This is a genomic window from Aeromonas sp. SG16 (assembly GCF_024436135.1).
Lineage (GTDB): Bacteria > Pseudomonadota > Gammaproteobacteria > Enterobacterales > Aeromonadaceae > Aeromonas > Aeromonas jandaei.
In genome coordinates this window covers 1-20,790 of sequence record NZ_JANFNW010000014.1, presented here as the reverse complement: position 1 = coordinate 20,790, position 20,790 = coordinate 1, and the positions used below count along the sequence as shown (strand labels likewise).

Below are 20,790 nucleotides of genomic sequence, written 5' to 3'. Positions count from 1 at the left end.
TAGGCCCGTTGCACAACTCGCCTCTCTATGCCGCCATCGACCTCGGCTCCAACAGCTTTCACATGCTGGTGGTGCGCGAGGTCGCCGGTGCCCTGCGCACCGTTGCCAAGGTCAAACGCAAGGTTCGCCTCGCCGCCGGGCTTGATGCCGATTTCCGTCTCAGCCGTACCGCCATGGAGCGGGGCTGGGACTGTCTGCGCCTGTTCGCCGAACAGCTGCAGGACATTCCGGCCGACAACATCCGGGTAGTGGGTACCGCCACCCTGCGGCTGGCTACCAACGTCGACGAGTTCATCAGCGAAGCGGAACGGGTGCTCAACCACAGCATCGAGATCATCTCGGGCGAGGAAGAGGCCAAGACCATCTATGAGGGGGTCTCCTGGACCTCTGCCGGTGAAGGCAACCGACTGGTTATCGACATCGGCGGTGCCAGTACCGAGCTGGTGATCGGCGAGCATAGCGAAGCGAAACTGCTCAACAGCCTGCACATGGGCTGCGTCACCTGGCTCAACAATCACTTCGGTGATGGCGAGCTCTCCGAAGCCCGTTTCGAGCAGGCGATTGCTGCTGCGAAGGCGGTGCTGGAGAAGGTGGCGGATGATTACCGAGCCCTTGGCTGGCGCACCTGCGTCGGTGCCTCCGGTACGGTACAGGCGCTGCAGGAGATCATGCTGGCGCAGGGGAAGAGCGAGCGGGTCACCCTGCCGAAACTGCAGGAGCTGATGGGTCAGGCCATCGCCTGCGGCAAACTCGACCAGCTGCAACTGGAAGGGCTGGCGGCCGAACGGCTGACCGTGTTCCCCTCCGGCCTCGCCATCCTGATCGCCATCTTCGAAACCCTGAACATCGAGAGCATGACGCTGGCGGGTGGTGCCCTGCGCGAAGGATTGATCTACGGCCTGCTCGGCAACAATCACGACTGCGACGCCCGTGACCGTACCGCCGACAGCCTGATCAACCGCTACCAGCTGGACAAGGAGCATGCCGAGCGGGTGCGTGACACCGCCATCGAGGCGTTCACCCAGTTGCAGCCGGCCTGGCGCCTCTCCAAGCGCTATGGTCGCCCGATCCTGCGCTACGCAGCTCTGCTGCACGAAATCGGTCTCTGTATCGAGTACAAGAAGGCGCCGCAACACGCCGCCTACATCATCGACAACATCGATATGCCGGGCTTTACCCCTGCGCAGAAGAAGCTGTTGTCGGCCCTGCTGTTCAACCAGCGGGATGAATTCAAGCTGGAGCCGCTGGAGAAGCAGGGGGCGGTAACCGCTCGTCAGGCGATCCGGTTGGCCCGCATCCTGCGTATCGCCCTGATCCTCTGCATGCGCCGCACCCAGGGAACCGTGCCCGGCTTCACGCTGGAAGCGGACGAGGATGCGCTCACCCTGACCCTGCCCAAAGGATGGCTCGAAGAGCACTACCTGCGCGCCAGCGAATTGCGCTTTGAAGTGGATCGCCAGCAGAAGATGGGCTGGCCGACCCGTCTGCAGGAAGCCTGATCCCTCTGCCTTCTCAAGGAGCAGACCATGCCGGATTACCAACCCATCAGCTGTGACCTCTACGACTGGCTGGAGATTGCCGCCAGCTGGCAGTTGCCGGTCGCGCTGACCAGTCGGGACGGACGTGAGTGGGCGGATCGGATCCGCACCATAGAGGCCCGCGATGGGGTGGAGTATCTCCAGCTGCACAGCGGCGAGCAGCTCAGTCTGGCAGATCTGGCGACTATGACGCTCAGCTGGCAGGGAGAGGAGAAGCTGATCCACTTCGCTCCACCAGCCCAGTCAGACAGCCAATAAATAGCAAGAGGGCCAACCCGATCGGGTTGGCCCTCTTTTTTGGTCGCCCGGACGATATGCCAGTCGCCGCTTAACTCGCCAGTGCCGCCATTACGTAGACATCGAAGCGGTTGCTCTTGGTTTCGATGGCCATGCTCGGCTTCTGTTCGTTGAGCCAGCCAGCGTAGTCGGGGCGCTTCACCACCACCCGCTTCTCTGCCATCTGGAGCGCAGCTGGCAGCAGAGCATCCGCATCGAGATCCGGCCCCACCAGCGACTGGAACACTCGCATCTCTTTTTTCACCAGCGCCGACTTCTGCTTGTGCGGGAACATGGGGTCTAGGTAGATCACCTCGGGCCGTTTGGTCAGCCCCAGCAGGGTATCCACCGCAGGGCCATGCAGCAGCTGCATCCGCTCGCGTACCCATGGGCCGATCTCGGAGTCTTCTGCGGCGCGTGCCAGACCATCCTGCAGCAGGGCGGCCACCACGGGACTGCGCTCAATCATGGTCACCCGGCAACCGAGAGAGGCCAGTACGAAGGCATCGCGTCCCAGCCCGGCCGTGGCATCGACCACGGTCGGAGTCGCCCCCGACTTGAGCCCCACCGCCTTGGCAATGGACTGACCGCGACCGCCGCCAAACTTGCGGCGATGGGCGACGGCTCCTTCGACGAAATCCACGTAGACAGCCCCCAGCTTGGGCTCATCCAGCTTGCGCAGCTCCAGCCGCTCCGGGGTAAATACCAAAGCAAACTGGGGAAGGTCTATCTGGGCAAGCTGGCTGGCCAGCGCGTCTGCCAGCGCGGCCTTGGCGGGGTCTTCGAGGAGGATTTGCATGGTCTCTGGATGCGTTCTAAGTTCAGTGAACCGAGTGTACCACAGCCCCTTCGCGTCGCTGTAGGGAGGAAACCCCATGAACCTGCTCATCGCCTTGCTGCTCGCCGCCCAGAGCAGCCCCCATCTCAAGGTCTGTGGCGTGGACTGGCCCCCCTTCTCCTATGCCGAACAGGGCAACCTGAAAGAGGGGATATCGGTCGAGATCCATCAGGAGGTGGCGCACCGCCTCGGCATGAGCCTCACCCTGCTCGAACTGCCGTGGGGACGCTGCGAACAGTACGTCAACACCGAGCTGGCGGACGGTATTCTCGACAATGCTCCCCTGCCCGGCTGCTACCACTCTGACCTTGCCACCGCCTTCTACCCGCTGGCCGCCTATGTACGCACCGACAGCCCGCTGCAGACTTTCTCGTGGGAGATGGCCAAGGGATTGAAAGTGGGGATGGTCAGGGGCTATGACTACACGGACAAGATCAAGAACTTCACCGGCTGGGAACCCATCAAGGCCCACTCCGACAAACAGTTGCTGCTGATGCTGGAGAAGAGCCGGGTCGACATGATAGTGCTGGATTACTTCTCGGCCCCCATCCTCTCCAAGGAGCAGGACGTCAAGATCCGCGCCCTCACCCCCTTTATCGATTCAACCCCGCTCTATCTCTGCTTTGGCAAACAGAGAGCAGAGCTGCTGCCCGCCTACAACAAGGCGCTGCAGCAGATGCTGGATGAGGGGGTGCTGGATCGCATCTATATGCGCTATCTCGGAGAGGATTACCGAACGCTGCGGGGCAAGCAGGAGAAATTGAAACCGGCGCCGTGACGGTCAGCTGGAACGGGCCTGCAAAAACATGTTCTTGTCGTTGAGCTGCAGATATTCGGTGAGATCGTCGTAGGCGAGCGGACGACTGAGCAGATAACCCTGAGTAAAGGCACACCCCTTCTGGCAGAGGAAGTTGAGCTGCTCGCGAGTCTCCACCCCTTCTATCACCACCTGCATCCCGAGGTTGTGCACTATGTTGATGATGCCGTCGAGCAGCATCCGATCCTGTTCGTTGAAGGGGATATGGCGCACGAAAGATCGGTCGATCTTGACCAGATCGACCGGGAATGTGCGCAGATAGTTGAGCGCCGAGTAACCGGTGCCGAAGTCATCGATGGCCAGCTTGCAGCCCGCCTCGCGCAAGGCATCGATCCGCACCCTGTGCTGATCGCTGCTCTCCATCAGCAGAGATTCGGTAATTTCGATGACGATGTCGGCAGGATCGAGCTCAAAATGGTGGATCACCTTGAGCCACTCGCTCGCTTCCGGATCTATAGTCTGGAACTCCATGGTGGAGCGGTTGATCGACATCTGCAGATCCGGAAAACCGGAGCGCTGCAAACGCGCCAGATCCCGACACGACTGCCACAGCACCAATGACCCCAGCCCCTGGATCAGCCCCGCCTCCTCCGCCAGTGGGATGAACTCGGCCGGTGAAACCTGTCCCCACTGGGGGTGATACCAGCGTACCAGCGCCTCCAGCTTGGCCACCCGCCCGCTGCGGTTGTCCCAGATGGGCTGGTAGGCCATGGTCAGCTGCTCCTGCTTGATCGCTTCCGCCAGATCCTGCTGCATCTGATGGCGCTGACGCACCTCTTCGCGCATGGAGGAGCAGTAGGTGCCGATCAGCCGTCCCTGCCGTTTGGCCGCAAACAGCGCCTGCTCGGCGTTGCGCAGCAGCTCGTCGCTCTCACTGCCATCGATGGGGCAGAGGGTCATCCCCACGGTCGCTGTCACATAGAGGTGCTGGTTCGCCAGCATGAAGGGGCGGGCAAAGCTGCCGATCACCTGCTTGGCAAACACCTCTGCCTGACGGCGGGTCACTATGCCTGGCACCAGAAAGGCGAACTCGTCACCACCGATGCGGGCCACCAGATCCTCGGTGCGCACCCGGCTCACCAATCGATCCGACACCTCCCGCAGCAGGGCGTCACCGGCATGGTGATCCATGCTGTTGTTGACCGCCTTGAAGTTGTTGAGGTCGAGCACCATCAGGGCGAAGCGTTCGCCCCGCTCGCAGAAACGACCGAGACAGCGGCCAAACAGCCAGCGGTTGGGCAGGCTGGTGAGGTTGTCATAGTTGGCCTGTGCCGCGATCTTCTGTTCGGCGAGCTTGGTCTGGGAAAGATCGCTGAAAATGGCGATATATTGCTGGATCTTGCCCCCTTCGCGCAGGGTGCTGATCATCAGCTGCTGTGGATAGAGCTTGCCGTTCTTGCGCTTGTTCCACACCTCACCACGCCACACCCCCACCCGCTCCAGCGCGTGGTACATGTCGGCATAGAAGGTCTGATCGTGCAGACCGGACTTGAGGATGCTGGGGCGCTGGCCACACACCTCCTCGCTGCTGTAGCCGGTGATCTGCTCGAACGCCGGGTTGACCGAGATGATGCGACTGTCGTCATCACACACCAGGATCGCCTCGGAGAGGTTGTCATAGACCCGGTGGGATAGCTTGAGCTGCTCGGCGTGGCGCTTGAGGGGATCGATATTCTCCAGCAGCACCATCAGATAATCCGGCTGCTGCAGAGCATCGCGAATAAGGGTCACCGTTACCCGCCCCCACAGCACTTCCCCGCCCTTGCAGAAGTAGCGCTTCTCCTGAGTGAAGCTGCTGCGCTCGCCACGATAGAGCTGCTCGTAGTATTCGGCGCTGCGCATCCAGTCTTCGGGATGGTTGATGTCGGAGATGGTGCGATGGAGCAGCTCGTCGAGCGGGTATCCCAGCATCTTCTCGATGGCCGGGTTGGCCCAGAGGATGCGGCCGGCAAGGTCCAGCTTGCCGATCCCGACCGGCGCATGGGAGAGCATGCTCTGCAGCATATGAGGCGAATCGGGCAGCGGCTGCTGCGCGCGCTGCAGCAGGAGGGCCAGCTCGCGGCCAGCCAGCGGCCCCAGCAGCTTGAGCAACCCCATTACCTTGCCCATGTTGGCCTGTGGCTGGCGATAGAGCAGGCTGCAGATACCGATGGGTTCGCCATCGGCGTTCTTGAGCACAATGCCGGCATAAGCCTGCGGCTGCCACTCCTGCGCAAGGGGCACATGGGGGAAGAGCTGGAGCAAACGGTCGCTGAACCAGGCTTCCCCCTCATGCCAGGTGATGGCATCGGGCGAGCCGGTTAGCGGCAGTTGCAGGGATTCGGGTTCAAGGCAGGAAGGATAAGCGGCCTGCGCCCTGAATTGGGCAGCGTTTGGTTCCCATGTTGTGATCAGGACGACATCAGCCATCACAACCGCGGCGATTTCACTCACAAAGGTATCGAAATATCCCTGACCACTCGAATGAGCCAGACTGGAGATGATTTGATAGACGGAATCGAGTGCTCGCCTCATGGCAAGGGGCTTTCTCTCCTTGAAGATGTAGAACACGACTCTACTTAAGAGGCGCGGGCAGTGCAAACATGCATTCAGCAAGATATTAAAAAGGCATGAGAAAAGGGACCAAAAGGTCCCTTTTTATGGCAAAAATCACGCCTTGATCCCACTATGCCGCAAAAGCGTATCTGCTTGAAGCTCACCGCTACGGCGGGGATAAAGGTTATGCAGCAATCCCGCTATGGCGCAGCAGCGCATCGACCTTTGGCTCCCGGCCGCGGAAGGCACGGAACAGCTCCATCGGCTCCTTCGAGCCCCCTTTCTCCAGAATGTTCTGCAGGAAGGATTGGCCGGTCGCCGGGTTGAAGATCCCCTCCTCCTCAAAGCGGGAGAAGGCATCGGCAGAGAGCACTTCCGCCCACTTGTAGCTGTAGTAGCCCGCCGCATAACCGCCGGCAAAGATGTGGGAGAAGCTGTGCTGGAAGCGGTTGAATGCTGGCGGCATCATCACGGCTACCTGACTGCGCACCTCGCCCAGCAGCGCCGGGATCTGATCCGGTTTGGCCGGGTCAAACTCCTGATGCAGACGGAAGTCGAACAGAGCGAACTCCAGCTGGCGCAGCATCTGCATCGCCGCCTGGAAGTTACGGGCGGTCAGCATCTTCTCCAGCAGATCGGCAGGCAGCGGCTCACCAGTCTCGTAATGGCCGGAGATAAAGGCCAGCGCCTCCGACTCCCAGCACCAGTTCTCGAGGAACTGGCTCGGCAGCTCCACCGCATCCCAGGCCACGCCGTTGATACCGGCCACGCCAGCCACATCGATCCGAGTCAGCATATGGTGAATGCCGTGACCAAATTCGTGGAACAGGGTGACCACTTCGTCATGGGTGAAGAGCGCAGGCTTGCCATCCACCGGGCCGTTGAAGTTGCAGGTCAGGTAGGCGACCGGCTTTTGCAGCGACCCATCCTGACGGTAGCGACGACCCAGACACACATCCATCCAAGCTCCGCCCCGCTTGTGCTCGCGAGCGTAGAGGTCGAGATAGAAGCTGCCGCGCAGCTCATCCTCGCTATCGAAGATGTCGTAGAAGCGCACATCCGGATGCCAGGTGTCGATGCCGAGGCGCTCGCGCACCTTCATGCCGAACACCCGCTTGACCACTTCGAACAACCCTTTCACCACCTTGTTGGCAGGGAAGTAGGGGCGCAGCTGCTCGTCGGAGATGGAGAATTTGTGCTGCTTGAGCTTCTCGGCGTAGTAGGCAATATCCCAGGCCGCCAGCTCGCTCTGGCCATGTTGTTCGGCGGCGAAGGTGCGGATCTCTTCCAGCTCTGCTTTGCCTTGCGGCAGGGATTTGGCCGCCAGGTCGGTGAGGAAATCCACCACCTGACTGGTCTTGTCGGCCATCTTGGTCGCCAGCGACAGCTCGGCATAGTTGGCAAAGCCCAGCAACCTGGCGAGCTCGCTGCGCAGGGTGAGCAGCTCGGTCATGATGGCGGAGTTGTCCCACTTGCCGCCATTGGGCCCCTGATCGGAAGCGCGAGTGGTGAAGGCCTCATACATCTCGGCGCGCAGTTCGCGGTTGTCGGCATACATCATCACTGGCAGGTAGGAGGGAATATCCAGCGTGAACAGCCACCCCTCCTTGCCCTTGAGTTCGGCCATCTGACGAGCCGCCGCCAGCACGCTCTCCGGCAGACCGGCCAGCTCGGCTTCATCGGCCACCAGCTTGTGCCAGCCTTGGGTCGCATCCAGCACGTTATTGCTGAAGCGGGAAGCCAGCTCGGAGAGGCGAGCCTGAATTTCGCCGTAGCGCTGCTGCGCTTCAGCTGGCAGACCGATACCGGAGAGACGGAAATCGCGCAGGGTGTTCTGAATCTCCTTGCGCTGGGCGCCGCCAAGCCGCGGGAAATCATCGCTCTCGGAGAGCGCCAGATAGGCTTGATAGAGCCCTTCATGTTGACCGACATAGGTCTGGAATTCGGAGAGCAGCGGCAGACAGGCATCGTGGGCCGCGCGCAGTGGTTCGCTGTTGAGCACGGAGTTGAGGTGGCTGACCGGTGACCAGATCCGCGCCAGACGGTCGTTGACCTCTTCCAGCGGGGCGATCAGGCTGTCCCAGGTGTGGGGCTCGGTGTGCGCCAGCACATCCTTGATCTTCTGTTTGCAATCGGCGATGGCCTGCGTCACGGCGGGCTGTACATGATCAGGCTGGATCTGGCTGAAAGGGGGCAGCGAATCCATTGACAGCAAAGGGTTATTCATCCCGGTTACCTCTTGTTTGGTCTTGAACAGACCGCTTTAGCAGCTCTTCATGGTTCTCTAACATGTGGCCAAGTCACGCAATAATCAAGCTTCAATCCGCCTGTCAGCACTGTTTTCCCCTCTTTGTGAGCTCAAACACCTCTCTGCCAGATACTGGACGGCAACAGCATGAATAATCGGTACTTTTTTGCTCTTTTTGCGGCTTTTTCAACTCTCGAACCACAAGGAAGCAGAGCAAATCCAATCGACAAAAGAGTAGGTCACAGCAGCGTATCACCGGCCCTTTCCATGCTTGGAAAATAACTAATCAACAAGTTAATAACCAAAACAAATCATGCACATACGTTGATTAATTTATTTTTAAGTGCATATCATAAGCAGCCTGTTACTCAGGTCACTTGATTCTCCGTGCCACACGGAGAACGGGTGAAAAAGGCAAAGTGACCCGAAAGGGCACGACGCAAAGCCACCGGTCTAAGGGAGATTTCCTATGACAGCGGGGCTGCCCCCGGGAGCGTTCGGCCATAGCTGGACGCTCCGTTTGTACTGTATGGAGATATCAAGATGAACAAATTGAAGTTATCCCTGCTGGGCTGCCTGCTCGGCATGGGCGCCCCCATGGTGCAGGCCGCCTCGGCCGGTCAGGCCATGGTCAATCCCCAATCCGGTGTCGTCGTGGGTTACTGGCACAACTGGTGTGGCGGCGCTGGCTATCAGGGCGGTACCGCTCCCTGCGTCAAGCTCGATCAGGTCAACCCGCAATACAACGTGGTCGATGTCTCTTTCATGAAGGTATATAGCGGCAGCTCGATCCCGACCTTCAAGCTCGACCCGGCTACCGGCATGAGCGAGAGCCAATTTATCGAGCAGATCGCAGAGCTCAACCGCCAGGGCCGCTCCGTGCTGCTGGCGCTGGGCGGTGCCGATGCGCATATCGAGCTGCGTACCGGTCAGGAGCAGGCCTTCGCCGACGAGATCATCCGTCTGGTGGAGACCTATGGCTTCGACGGTCTGGACATCGATCTGGAACAGTCCGCCATCACTGCCGCCAACAACCAGACCGTGATCCCGGCCGCCCTGCGGCTGGTCAAGGATCACTATCGCGCCCAGGGGAAAAACTTCCTCATCACCATGGCGCCCGAGTTCCCCTACCTGACAGCCAGCGGTCTCTATACCCCCTATCTGCGGGTGCTGGAAGGCTACTACGACTGGATCAACCCCCAGTTCTACAACCAGGGTGGCGACGGTATCTGGATCGATGGCATTGGCTGGATTGCCCAGAACAACGATGCCCTGAAAGAAGAGTTCATCTACTACATGGCTGACTCGCTGATCAACGGCACCCGCGGCTATTACAAGATCCCCCACGACAAGCTGGTATTCGGTATCCCGACCAATATCGATGCGGCCGCCACCGGTTACGTCAAGAATCCGCAGGATCTGTTCGATGCTTTCAACAAGCTGAAGAGCCAGGGTCAGCCCCTGCGCGGCGTGATGACCTGGTCCATCAACTGGGACATGGGTCGCAACGCGGCCGGTCAGGCCTACAACGAAGCCTTCATCAAGAGCTACGGCCCCTTCATCCACGACCAGAACATCACCCCGCCGGACGAGAACGGCAAGCCGGTGTTCAGCGGCCTGAGCGATACCCGCGTCAAGCACGGCACCCGCTTTGACCCGCTGGCCGGTGTCAGCGCCAGTGACAAGGAAGATGGCGATCTGACCGGTCAGATCCAGGTGGAAGGGAGCGTTGATACCCAGCGCATCGGCCTCTATCCCCTCACCTACAAGGTGAGTGACAGCGACAACCAGACTACCGAGCAGGTACGCACCGTCGATGTCTACAGCATGAAGCCGGTCTTTACCGGTATTGCGGACACCACTATCGAACTCGGCACCCCGTTTGATCCGATGGCCGGCGTCAGCGCCCACGACGACGAGGATGGCGATCTGACCGCCAACATTCAGGTCAGCGGCAAGGTCGACAGCAGCAAGGTCGGCCGCTACACCCTCACCTATCAGGTGAGCGACAGTGCCAACCAGCAGGTGACCCAACAGCGCAACGTGACCGTCAGGGAGCAGGGCGCCATCTGTGAAAACAGTTGGGATGCCAAAAAAGTCTACGTAAGTGGCGACATCGTCAATCACACTGGCAAGCGCTGGCGCGCCGAGTGGTGGACCCAGAACGAAGAGCCAGGTACCACTGGTCAGTGGGGCGTCTGGCGCGCACAGGGTGACAGCGACTGTGATGGTGGCGAGAAGCCGCCGGTGATCGGCAGCAGCGACTTCACTGTCGGCGCCATGGGTTCCGACTACACCATAGTTAACGGTCAGGTCTCCATCCGCTTCAACATCACCACCGCCAACCCGGTGCAGATCTCTGCCACGCTGGAGCAGAACGGCCACAGCTATGGCAACACAACCAGTCTGGTGAACGGCACCAGCGCGCTGGTTTTGCAGGGCAGCAATGTGACCGATGGCAGCTATGAAGTGGTGATCAACGGTCTGGCTGATGGCCAGCAGCCGGTGGTACAGCGCTTCCCGGTTGCACTGACCGAGCAGAGCAGCGGCGGTGGTGAGGGTGACTACCCGGCCTACGCCCCCAACACCAGCTATCAGGCCGGTGATCGGGTCAGCAATGCCGGTGGCAACTATGAGTGCAAACCCTGGCCCTACAGCGGCTGGTGTGGCGGCTCGACCAGCCACTATGCACCGGGTACCGGCACTGCCTGGAGCGATGCCTGGATAAAGCTGTAATTAGCTATCAGTAACGAAAGAGGGGAGCCATCGGCTCCCCTCTTTTCTATCCGTTACACGCTCGGTCACGTCAGCTTAACGGGCATCTTCCTTCAGCCACTGCGCCACGCGCTTGGCGAAGTAGGTAAGGATGCCGTCGGCCCCGGCCCGCTTGAAGCAGAGCAGGGACTCCATGATGCACTCCTTCTCTTTCAGCCAGCCGTTCTGGATCGCCGCCATGTGCATGGCGTACTCGCCACTCACCTGATAGGCAAAGGTCGGCACGCCGAACTGATCCTTCACCTGACGGATCACGTCCAGATAGGGCATGCCCGGCTTGACCATCACGCTGTCGGCCCCTTCCTGAATATCCAGCGCCACTTCGTGCAGGGCTTCGTTACTGTTGGCCGGATCCATCTGGTAGGTGGCCTTGTTGCTCTTGCCGAGGTTGCCGGCAGAACCGACCGCATCGCGAAACGGGCCGTAGTAGCAGGAGGCGTACTTGGCGGAGTAGGCCATGATCTGGGTGTTGATGAAGCCGTTCTCTTCCAGCGCGGCACGGATGGCACCGATGCGGCCATCCATCATGTCGGACGGCGCCACGATATCGACCCCGGCCTCGGCATGGGAGAGCGCCTGCTTGATCAGGATCTCGGTGGTGATGTCGTTCAGCACATAGCCTTCGTCATCGATGATGCCGTCCTGACCGTGGGTGGTGAACGGATCGAGCGCCACGTCGGTGATGACCCCCAGCTCCGGGAAGCGGGCCTTGAGGGCACGCACGGTGCGCTGGGCCAGCCCGTTCGGGTTGTAGGCCTCTTCCGCCATCAGGCTCTTGCTCTCCAGCGGGGTCACCGGGAACAGGGCGATGGCGGGCACGCCCAGCGCCACCAGCTCGGCAGCCTCGATCAGCAGCAGATCGATGGAGAGACGCTCCACCCCCGGCATGGAGGGAACGGCTTCCCGACGGTTCTCCCCCTCCAGCACGAACACCGGATAGATGAGATCGTTGACGGTCAGTACGTTCTCGCGCACCAGACGACGGCTGAAATCATGTTTGCGCAGACGGCGCAGGCGGCGGCCCGGAAAGGCGCCCGGAAGAGTTGTAGCCATGAATCACTCCTGGAGAGGAAGTTGGAAGAACGCGGCGGAGGTGGCCCGGGTGTGGGCCAGCAAGGCCTCGGGCGCTTCACCACGACAGGCCGCCACCACCTGGGCGATGTGCGGCAAAAAAGCGGGTTCGTTGCGTTTCGGGCGCGGTTTCAGATCCCGTGGCACCAGATAGGGTGCGTCGGTCTCGATCATCAGGCGGCCGACTGGAATGCGGGCCACCTGCTCGCGCAGCAGCTGGCCGCGGCGCTCGTCGCAGAGCCAGCCGGTCACCCCGATATGCAGCCCCAGCGCCAGACACTCGTCCAGCTCCTCGTCGGAGCCGGTGAAGCAGTGCAGCACGGCTCCCGGTAGTTTCGGCAACCAGGGACGGAGGATCTCGATGAAACGGGCGTGGGCATCGCGGCAGTGGAGAAACACCGGCATCCCGAGCTCGGCTGCCAGCGCCAGCTGGGCGTCGAATACCGCATCCTGCACCGGACGGGGGGAGAAGTCGCGGTTGTAGTCGAGGCCACACTCGCCGATGGCCACCACCTGCGGCAGCGCCGCCAGCTCACGCAGGGCGGGCAGGGTCGCCTCATCGACACTCTTGGCATCGTGGGGATGGACCCCGGCGGTGGAGAAGCAGTAGCCCGGCCAGCGGGCGGCCAACCCGGCGCTCTCGCGGCTGCCGTCCAGATCGGTACCGGTCAGGATCAGCGCTGCCACTCCGGCGGCACGAGCGCGGGCCACCAGCTCAGCCTGCTCGCCGGCAAACTGGCTGCTGGTCAGGTTTAAACCGATATCGATCATGAGATGAGGAGTTCCAGACAAAAGGAATACATATCAGGTATTTGAAAACCATCTACCGGATGGGGCCTTACCATACGCCTCGAACGGGAGCATGAAAAGAGGAAGGGAGCCTTAGCTCCCCTCTTCAGTCTGTTCCTGCTTCTCTTCGCTCTCTTCTTTCACGTAGAAACGGGCGAAGAAGAGACCCAGCTCCCACAAGCCCCACATGGGGATCGCGAGCAGCGTCTGGGAGAAGACATCGGGCGGCGTCAGCAGCATGCCGACCACAAACACCCCGACGATAACGTAGGGACGCTTCTCCCGCAGGCTCTTGGGACTGGTTACCCCGGTCCAGCAGAGCAGGATGGTGGCCACCGGAATTTCGAACGCCACCCCGAACGCGAAGAACAGGGTCAGTACGAAATCCAGATAGCTGGCGATGTCGGTCGCCACCGTCACCCCGGCAGGGGCAGTACTGGTGAAGAAGCCGAATACCAGCGGGAACACCACGTAGTAGGCAAACGCCATCCCCGCGTAGAACAGCAGGGCACTGGAGACCACCAGCGGCATGATCAGGCGCCGCTCATGCTGGTACAGACCGGGGGCGATAAAGGCCCAGGCCTGATAGAGCAGATAGGGGATCGCCACGAAGAAGGAGACCACCAGCGTCAGCTTGATCGGCGTCAGGAAGGGGGTCGCCACATCCGTCGCTATCATGCTGGTGCCTGCCGGCAGCTGGCTCAGCAGCGGCTGCGCCACGAAGTCGTAGATGTTGTTGGAGAAGTAGATCAGCGCCAGAAAGACCAGCAGGATGGCCGTCACCGACCGCAACAGGCGGGTTCTCAGCTCCACCAGATGGCTGATCAGGGGTTGTTCTGCCTGACTCATGGCTTGACCTCCCCTTTGCTGACCGGCTCGTTCACGACTTCATGCTCCTGCTGACTGTTGACCGGCGGCACCTCGTCATTCACCTGGGCAACCTGAGCCACTGGCTCGACGGGCGCCACAGGCTCTGCGACGGGGGGACGGCTCTCGTTCTCGACCTGATAGGGGCGGTTGACCGACTGGGCCGCCGCCTTGAGCTGTTCGATGGACTCCTGCAGCTCGGGGCTCAGGTTGTTCATCTGCAGCTGTTCGGCCTTCTTCAGGTCGTTGTGCAGCTCTTGCAGCTTGAGCTCCTGCTCCAGCTCGGCCTTGACCGAGTTGGCGGTGGAGCGGATGAGGCGGATCCAGTGCGTCGTCGTGCGGATAGCGCTGGGCAGCCGTTCCGGCCCCAGCACCACCAACGCTACAACGGCGATAACCACCAGCTCCCAAAAACCGATATCGAACATGGCTTAGGCCTGATCTTTGTCTTTCTGCTTGGCGGTCTCGGCGTTCTGGTTAGCCGTTTCGTTCAGCTGCTTCGGCGGAAACTCGGCATCGTTCTGCTGCTTGGTATCGTTTGGTTCATCGGCCAGCGCCTTTTTGAACCCCTTGACCGCCGCACCCAGATCGCCGCCGATCCCGCGCAGTTTCTTGGTACCGAACAGCAGCACGACGATGACTGCGATGATCAACAATTGCCAAATACTGATACCACCCATGACTTTCTCTCCAGAGCAGGCGCCTGATGGCGCGGTTTTTGTTTAATGGGAACGGGTTCGCAGCCAGCCAAGCAGCCAGCAGATCCCGGCACCGGTGAGGCTGATTTGTCCCCACTCGATGTGTTGTTTTTGGGTCAGCAAGAATACACCCGCCAATAGCAGGCTGGCTCCCACCCCTAAGAGGTAGCGTGCCTGCCCCTGGCGACGACTGTGGCGCCGAAACTCGGCAAACATCTGGTCGAAGTGGTGCTGCTGATGGCGGGTCTGACGCAGGGTCTCGTAGACCAGCTCGGGCAGTTCCGGCAGCTTCTCCGCCCAGAATGGCGCCTTCTCCTTGATGGCATTCAATACCGACTTGGGCCCCACCTGCTCGTGCATCCAGTTTTCGAGGAACGGCTTGGCGGTCTGCCACAAGTCCAGCTGGGGATAGAGCTGACGGCCCAGTCCCTCAACATAGAGCAGGGTCTTCTGCAGCAGCACCAGCTGCGGCTGCACCGCCATATGGAAGCGGCGCGCGGTGTTGAACAAATTGAGCAGCACGTGACCGAACGAGATCTCGGAGAGCGGCTTCTCGAAAATGGGCTCCAGCACTGTGCGGATGGCGAACTCGAACTCGTCCACCTTGGTATCTGCCGGCACCCAGCCCGACTCGACGTGCAGCTCCGCCACCCGGCGATAGTCACGGTTGAAGAAGGCGAGGAAGTTCTCCGCCAGATAGCGCTTGTCTTCCCGGTTGAGGGTACCAACGATGCCGCAGTCGATACCGATCCAGAGCGGGTTTTCCGGGTGTTCGTAAGAGACGAAGATGTTGCCCGGGTGCATGTCGGCGTGGAAGAAGCTGTCGCGGAACACCTGGGTGAAGAAGACCTCCACCCCACGCTCGGCCAGCAGCTTCATGTTGGTGCCGTTGGCTTCCAGCGCAGCGATATCGGAGACCGGTATGCCGTAGATGCGCTCCATCACCAGCACATGCTCGCGGCAGAGATCGGTGATGATTTCAGGCACATAGAGCGCCTCGGAGCCGGTGAAGTTGCGCCGCAGCTGGATGGCGTTGGCCGCTTCGCGCATCAGGTTGAGCTCGTCGAGGATGGTCTTGCGATACTCCTCCACAACCTCGATGGGGCGCAGTCGCGCACTCTGGGGCACAAAGCGCGCCACCAGACGGGCTAGCGCCCGCATCAGGCGCAGATCGGCGTCGATGACCGGCTCGATGTCGGGGCGGATCACCTTGATGACGATCTCGCGGCCACTCTCCTTCAGCCGTGCGGTATGCACCTGGGCGATGGAGGCAGAGGCCAGCGGCGTCTCGTCGAAGTCGTCGAACAGGGTCTCGATAGGGCAACCCAGACTGCGCTCAATCTGCTGACGCGCCGCCTGACCGCAGAAGGGGGGCACCCTGTCCTGCAGCAGGGCCAGCTCCTCGGCGATATCTGGCGGCAGCAAGTCACGCCGGGTCGAGAGCATCTGACCAAACTTGATGAAAATGGGGCCGAGCGCCTCAAAGGCGAGGCGGATACGGGCGCCACGGCTGAGATCGGGTTGCTTGTTCTTGAGCCAGAACAGGGAGCGACGAGCCAGACGGCCCGGCCAGGGTTGATAGCGAGCGGGCACCAACTCGTCGATGCCCCGCTCCAGCAGGATGGTGATGATGCGATAGAGGCGTTTGAACTCTTTCGGGGTCATCAGGCCACCTGCTGTTCGAGTCGAGCCAGCCGCATTTCAACGGCCTTGAGCTGCTGGGCCAGCACCTCGACATCATCGTTGAAGCTCGCCACTTCCAGCGGGCCGGGGGCGAGGCGGATCTCTTCGGTCAGATATTCCGCCAGCTGACGCTGGCTGCGGCACAGTTCGCGGCCGACCAGACGACGCGCCTGACGGGCACCACTGAACAGGGTGTGCGCCACGACATCGCCGGTATAGCGGGATAGCTCCTCCTCCCAGTCGATATCCAGCTCGCCCAGCAGCACGCTGAACGCCTGCACCAGCTGGGGGTCACCGCTCAGATCCAGCTTCTCCTCGCGGATATAGCGGGTCAGGGCGGAGGGCTCCTTGAGCAGACCCAGAGCGGTCAGGGAGAGGCTCAGTACTGCATCCGCCTCACCTTCATAGCTGGCCAGCACATCCAGCCGGCGCTCGGAGAAGACAAACCAGAGTGGCTTGAGTTCGCGCAGCTCCAGCTTGAGGACCTTGCCTGCCAGCTTGCGCAGCCGCTCCGGGCTATCTTTGTCCAGCCCCAGCAACTGGTTGAGGCTGGTTTCGATCACCGCGGTGACCATGGCATCCATCGGCATAGGCAACCTTAAAACTTGTAACCGCGGTGCAGGGCGACCACACCCTGAGTCAGGTTGAAGTACTCAACTTGTTCGAAACCGACATTCTCCATCATGCCGGCCAGGGTCTGCTGATCCGGGTGCATGCGAATAGATTCTGCCAGATACTGGTAGCTTTCGCCGTCATTCGCGACGATTTCGCCCATTTTCGGCAGCAGTTTGAAGGAGTAGAGATCGTACAGCTTGGCGATCACTTCGCTGACCGGCTTGGAGAACTCCAGCACCAGCAGACGACCGCCCGGCTTGAGCACCCGGAACATGGAGGCGAGCGCCTTGTCCTTGTCGGTGACGTTGCGCAGGCCAAAGCCGATGGTGATGATGTCGAAGTGGTTATCCGGGAACGGGAGCGCCTCGGCGTTGGCCTGGACGTAGGAGACGTTGTTGGCCACCCCCAGATTGCGCAGCTTGTCGCGGCCAACCTTGAGCATGGAATCGTTGATATCCGCCAACACCACCTGACCGGTTTCGCCAACGATGCGGGAGAACTTGGCGGTCAGATCGCCGGTACCACCGGCTAGATCCAGCACCTTCTGTCCCTTGCGCACGCCGGAGCAGTCGATGGTGAAGCGCTTCCACAGGCGGTGGATGCCGAACGACATCAGATCGTTCATCAGATCATACTTGGCTGCCACCGAATGGAAGACGCCTGCCACCAGAGTCTCTTTCTCGGTCGCGGCCACGGTTTTAAAGCCGAAATGCGTTGTCGTAGCTTGTTCTGACATCCCTTAAACACCCATAGAACAAAGAATGGCCGCCAGTTTACCAGAGCCAATGGCGTGCGGACACCTTAAACCCGGCTCGCAACCATCTGCATGCCGAGCATGACCATGGCCAGACAAAGGCACAGATTGAGACCGATATTGAGCTGCGACGTCAGAGAGGCATCGTGTCGGGCCAGCACCATTGGTATCGAGGGAAAAGGAGGAGAAGCCGGTCAAGACGCCGAAGCGCCCCCAATCGCAACATAGAACCAGGCTTGCATGGCATCACTCCCTCAGGCTAAGGCCGCCATTATGTCGTAATGGCGGCCCTTGTGCCCAGCGAGGGAACTAATCGCCATCCAGCCTGATTGAAAACTCAGCGGCGAAAATCGATGGGCTCAGGCTGACCCAACACGATCTCGGTCTGGGCCAGCCGGGTCTGGGCAATCACCTTGCCATGGCGGATCGAGTAACGCACCGGCACCTGACGACGCACCGCATCGAAGCCGTTCTCGGCGGGCAGGATCAACAGGTTGGCAGGTTTGCCCACCTCGATGCCATAGCGATCCTGCACATTCAGGGTGCGGGCGCTGTGGCTGCTGATCAGCTTCAGCCCATCGTTGATCTGCTCGTAACCCATGATCTGGCAGACATGCAGCCCCATGTGCAGCACCTGCAACATGTTGGCAGTGCCCATGGGATACCAGGGATCGAACACGTCATCGTGACCGAAGCAGACGTTGATGTTCGCCTCCAGCATCTCCTTCACCCGGGTAATGCCGCGGCGTTTGGGATAGGTATCGAACCGCCCCTGCAGGTGAATGTTCACCAGCGGATTGGCCACAAAGTTGATGCCTGCCATCTTGAGCAGACGGAACAGGCGGGAAGCATAAGCGCCGTTGTAGGAGTGCATGGCGGTGGTGTGACTGGCGGTGACCCGATGCCCGATACCGCGCTCGTAGGCCAGAGTTGCCAGCGTCTCGATGAAACGGGACTGCTCGTCATCGATTTCATCACAGTGCACATCGACCAGAACCTGATACTTCTCGGCAAGATCGAAGATGTAGTGCAGACTTTCGACGCCATATTCCCGGGTAAACTCGAAATGGGGAATAGCACCGATCACATCGGCCCCCAGCTTGAGCGCCTCCTCCAGCAATGCCTTGCCATTCGGGTAAGAGAGGATCCCCTCCTGCGGGAAGGCGACGATCTGCAGCTCCACCCACTCCTTCATCTCTTCCCGCACTTCCAGCATCGCCTTGAGCGCGACCAGATTGGGATCGGAGACATCGACGTGAGTACGCACAAACTGGATGCCGTTGGCGATCTGCCACTTCAGCGTCTGGATAGCACGCTGTTTCACATCCTCATGGGTCAGCAGTGCCTTGCGTTCGGCCCAGCGCTCGATCCCCTCGAACAGGGTGCCGGAGAGGTTCCAGCTCGGCTCGCCAGCCGTCTGGGTGGTATCGAGGTGAATATGGGGTTCGATAAAGGGGGCGATCGCCAGACCGCCCTCCCCGTCCAGCACCCGACCGGCGACGGCATGCTCGTCATGGGGTTCGATGGCGGTGATGACCCCATCCTGACAGCGGATCTGCCACAACCCTTCCCGATCGGCCAAACGAATATGTTGAATCAGCATTTGCTAGCTTCCTGTACCAGAACCGGCCGCTGGGTGAGGCGAACCAGAATGAAATAGGTGAAGGCGGCGCCCAATACCGCGTTGAGTGGCACTATGCCCGGCAGCCACTTGCCGACAGCCACCCCGACTGCCGTGGCGACCAACGCCTGCCAGCGCACCGTCTCGAACTGCTGATCGGCAAACTGACGGTAACGCTCACGATTGAGCAGGAAATCCATGATGATAATGCCACCAATCGGGGGAATTGCCGTACTCAAAAAGGCCAGCCAGCCGACAAAGTTGTTGTAAAGCCAGAGGGCACAGGCGGTACCGACGAGGCCGTTGATCACGCTGAGTGGCTTGCTCTTGAGACCGGTAATATTGGCAAAACCGAGGCCAGAGGCGTAGAGGGCGTTGTCGTTGGTGGTCCAGATATTGAGGCCCAGCACCAGAATGGCGGGGATCAACAGCCCCTGCATCAGCATCACTTCCGAGATATCGGCCTGCCCTGTCACGGCCGCGCCAGCTGCACCGAAGACGAACATCAGAGTGTTGCCCAAAAAAAACGCCACCATGGTAATCATGACGGCGCCCCAGGGTTTGCGACCAAATCGAACAAAGTCGGCGGTCAGGGTTCCTGCACTGATAAAGGAGCCGACCACCATGGTCAATGCCGTGGTGAACTCGATGGGATTGCTTGGTTGTACCTGCTGCAACGCAGCCATGCCACCGGTCGAGGTCACCGCCAGCCAGACCGAGTAGCCGCCAAGCAGTGCAATGGCCGGTACTGCCACAAAGCTCAGCACCATCAGAGCTGAAATACCGAAGTAGACGGTCACCGTCATCAAAATGCCCGAAATGGCGATGAGCCAGTTCACATCGATGCCGGTCGCCTTCTGCACAGGCAGCGCAAACATGGCGACGCCGACACCGAACCAGCCGACCTGAGTGCCGCCCAGCAACAGGGATGGCAGCCAGGAACCTTTCACCCCAAACGAGTAACGCGCCAGCAGATGGGTAGAGAGACCGGTTGAAGCACCGATATAGCCGAGACAGGCGGTGTAGATACCCAGCAGCAAGTTGCCGAGCAGTACCGCCTTGATGAAATCATCGAACACCAGACCTGTGCCCAGTGCACCGCCGGTCCACATGCTGGCAGAGAAGAAGGTCAGACCGAGCATCACCAGCATCAGCGACAGCACACCTTTGCGCCCTTTGGCGGGAACCGCCCCCAAACAGTATTCGTTATCCTGCGCCATGCTCTTTCTCCACGTAATAGGCAAAACGCGCCGGATTTTACATGTAAAACGTTTTACGTCAATCGATCATGGTTAAATATCTGGATAAAACCATCAATAGCAGTCAAATGAGTAACATACTGGGACTCAAATCAGCAGAAAAATAGGGCTGGCCACAAACAGAGGAAAGTATTGGCGGTAAGGAATATGAGGAGATTTTTTAGAAAGCGACAGATGCAAAAAAGCCTCCCTTTTCAGGGAGGCTTTCTCTTTAATGGTGCTGATACCCAGAATCGAACTGGGGACCTCATCCTTACCAAGGATGCGCTCTACCGACTGAGCCATATCAGCACACTAACCGGTAAAGACCACGCTATCCGCGTAATCTAAAATTGGGTGCCTGGCAGTGTCCTACTCTCGCATGGCGAATGCCACACTACCATCGGCGCTACCGCGTTTCACTTCT

At 60.2% G+C, this 20,790-nt stretch carries 17 protein-coding genes, 1 tRNA gene and 1 riboswitch; of the genes, 4 read left to right on the top strand and 14 right to left on the bottom strand.

The features are described from left to right. Positions 1–8: 8 nt before the first annotated feature. Together gppA and NOM67_RS21055 are read left to right on the top strand one after the other, a co-directional pair. Complete coding sequence (gene gppA / locus NOM67_RS21060) at positions 9–1,499, top strand: guanosine-5'-triphosphate,3'-diphosphate diphosphatase (RefSeq protein WP_042032744.1); 1,491 nt, start codon at positions 9–11, stop codon at positions 1,497–1,499. A gap of 27 nt (positions 1,500–1,526) precedes the next feature. Then, complete coding sequence (locus tag NOM67_RS21055) at positions 1,527–1,796, top strand: Rho-binding antiterminator (RefSeq protein ID WP_193861390.1); 270 nt, start codon at positions 1,527–1,529, stop codon at positions 1,794–1,796. A gap of 70 nt (positions 1,797–1,866) precedes the next feature. Here the strand turns inward: NOM67_RS21055 and NOM67_RS21050 are convergent, their stop codons facing one another. Next, positions 1,867–2,613 (bottom strand): class I SAM-dependent methyltransferase, encoded by a 747-nt coding sequence (locus NOM67_RS21050; protein ID WP_255939986.1) that lies wholly within the window; start codon positions 2,611–2,613, stop codon positions 1,867–1,869. A gap of 76 nt (positions 2,614–2,689) precedes the next feature. Here NOM67_RS21050 and NOM67_RS21045 point away from each other — a divergent pair, with 76 nt between their 5' ends. Then, positions 2,690–3,430, top strand: a complete 741-nt coding sequence (locus tag NOM67_RS21045; RefSeq protein ID WP_203974055.1) for an ABC transporter substrate-binding protein — start codon at positions 2,690–2,692, stop codon at positions 3,428–3,430. Between the two features lie 3 nt (positions 3,431–3,433). Here NOM67_RS21045 and NOM67_RS21040 read toward each other — a convergent pair whose 3' ends face one another. Both NOM67_RS21040 and prlC read right to left on the bottom strand, forming a co-directional pair. Continuing rightward, a complete protein-coding gene (locus NOM67_RS21040; RefSeq protein WP_041210578.1) occupies positions 3,434–5,983 on the bottom strand; it encodes a bifunctional diguanylate cyclase/phosphodiesterase in 2,550 nt (849 codons plus the stop codon). 205 nt (positions 5,984–6,188) lie between these two features. Continuing rightward, positions 6,189–8,231: an oligopeptidase A gene (gene prlC / locus NOM67_RS21035; protein WP_255939983.1), complete on the bottom strand. Its 2,043-nt coding sequence runs from the start codon at positions 8,229–8,231 to the stop codon at positions 6,189–6,191. A 424-nt stretch (positions 8,232–8,655) separates the two neighbouring features. Beyond that, positions 8,656–8,741, top strand: a riboswitch (cyclic di-GMP riboswitch). A gap of 54 nt (positions 8,742–8,795) precedes the next feature. On the opposite strand from prlC, the gene NOM67_RS21715 reads away from it, so the two are divergent. Continuing rightward, positions 8,796–10,988, top strand: coding sequence for an immunoglobulin-like domain-containing protein (locus NOM67_RS21715; RefSeq protein ID WP_305121715.1), 2,193 nt, complete (start codon positions 8,796–8,798; stop codon positions 10,986–10,988). Between the two features lie 75 nt (positions 10,989–11,063). Here the strand turns inward: NOM67_RS21715 and hemB are convergent, their stop codons facing one another. From hemB to NOM67_RS20970, 11 genes are all read right to left on the bottom strand, one after another. After that, positions 11,064–12,080, bottom strand: a complete 1,017-nt coding sequence (gene hemB, locus NOM67_RS21020) for a porphobilinogen synthase (protein WP_198505576.1) — start codon at positions 12,078–12,080, stop codon at positions 11,064–11,066. A 3-nt stretch (positions 12,081–12,083) separates the two neighbouring features. After that, positions 12,084–12,869 (bottom strand): TatD family hydrolase, encoded by a 786-nt coding sequence (locus NOM67_RS21015; RefSeq protein ID WP_255939980.1) that lies wholly within the window; start codon positions 12,867–12,869, stop codon positions 12,084–12,086. A gap of 111 nt (positions 12,870–12,980) precedes the next feature. Beyond that, a complete protein-coding gene (gene tatC, locus NOM67_RS21010; RefSeq protein ID WP_033112884.1) occupies positions 12,981–13,736 on the bottom strand; it encodes a twin-arginine translocase subunit TatC in 756 nt (251 codons plus the stop codon). After that, positions 13,733–14,182, bottom strand: a complete 450-nt coding sequence (tatB, locus tag NOM67_RS21005) for a Sec-independent protein translocase protein TatB (protein ID WP_255939978.1) — start codon at positions 14,180–14,182, stop codon at positions 13,733–13,735. Before tatB ends, tatC begins: the two co-directional genes overlap by 4 nt. Before the next feature lie 3 nt (positions 14,183–14,185). After that, positions 14,186–14,434, bottom strand: a complete 249-nt coding sequence (gene tatA / locus NOM67_RS21000) for a Sec-independent protein translocase subunit TatA (RefSeq protein ID WP_041210572.1) — start codon at positions 14,432–14,434, stop codon at positions 14,186–14,188. 42 nt (positions 14,435–14,476) lie between these two features. Continuing rightward, positions 14,477–16,117 carry a ubiquinone biosynthesis regulatory protein kinase UbiB gene (ubiB, locus tag NOM67_RS20995; RefSeq protein WP_255939976.1) on the bottom strand — a complete coding sequence of 547 codons (1,641 nt, stop codon included), beginning with the start codon at positions 16,115–16,117 and terminating at the stop codon, positions 14,477–14,479. Continuing rightward, positions 16,117–16,725 carry an SCP2 domain-containing protein gene (locus NOM67_RS20990; protein ID WP_255939974.1) on the bottom strand — a complete coding sequence of 203 codons (609 nt, stop codon included), beginning with the start codon at positions 16,723–16,725 and terminating at the stop codon, positions 16,117–16,119. Before NOM67_RS20990 ends, ubiB begins: the two co-directional genes overlap by 1 nt. An 8-nt stretch (positions 16,726–16,733) precedes the next feature. Further along, the gene (ubiE, locus tag NOM67_RS20985; RefSeq protein WP_043850499.1) at positions 16,734–17,486 is read right to left on the bottom strand and encodes a bifunctional demethylmenaquinone methyltransferase/2-methoxy-6-polyprenyl-1,4-benzoquinol methylase UbiE; all 753 of its coding nucleotides are present in this window, start codon (positions 17,484–17,486) and stop codon (positions 16,734–16,736) included. 355 nt (positions 17,487–17,841) lie between these two features. Beyond that, entirely contained in the window at positions 17,842–19,107 is a 1,266-nt protein-coding gene (locus tag NOM67_RS20980) for a cytosine deaminase (RefSeq protein WP_255939972.1), read from the bottom strand. Continuing rightward, the gene (codB, locus tag NOM67_RS20975) at positions 19,101–20,345 is read right to left on the bottom strand and encodes a cytosine permease (protein WP_201910647.1); all 1,245 of its coding nucleotides are present in this window, start codon (positions 20,343–20,345) and stop codon (positions 19,101–19,103) included. The genes NOM67_RS20980 and codB overlap by 7 nt, the downstream gene beginning before the upstream one ends. A gap of 254 nt (positions 20,346–20,599) precedes the next feature. Next, positions 20,600–20,675 (bottom strand) — tRNA-Thr (locus NOM67_RS20970). Between the last annotated feature and the right edge of the window lie 115 nt (positions 20,676–20,790).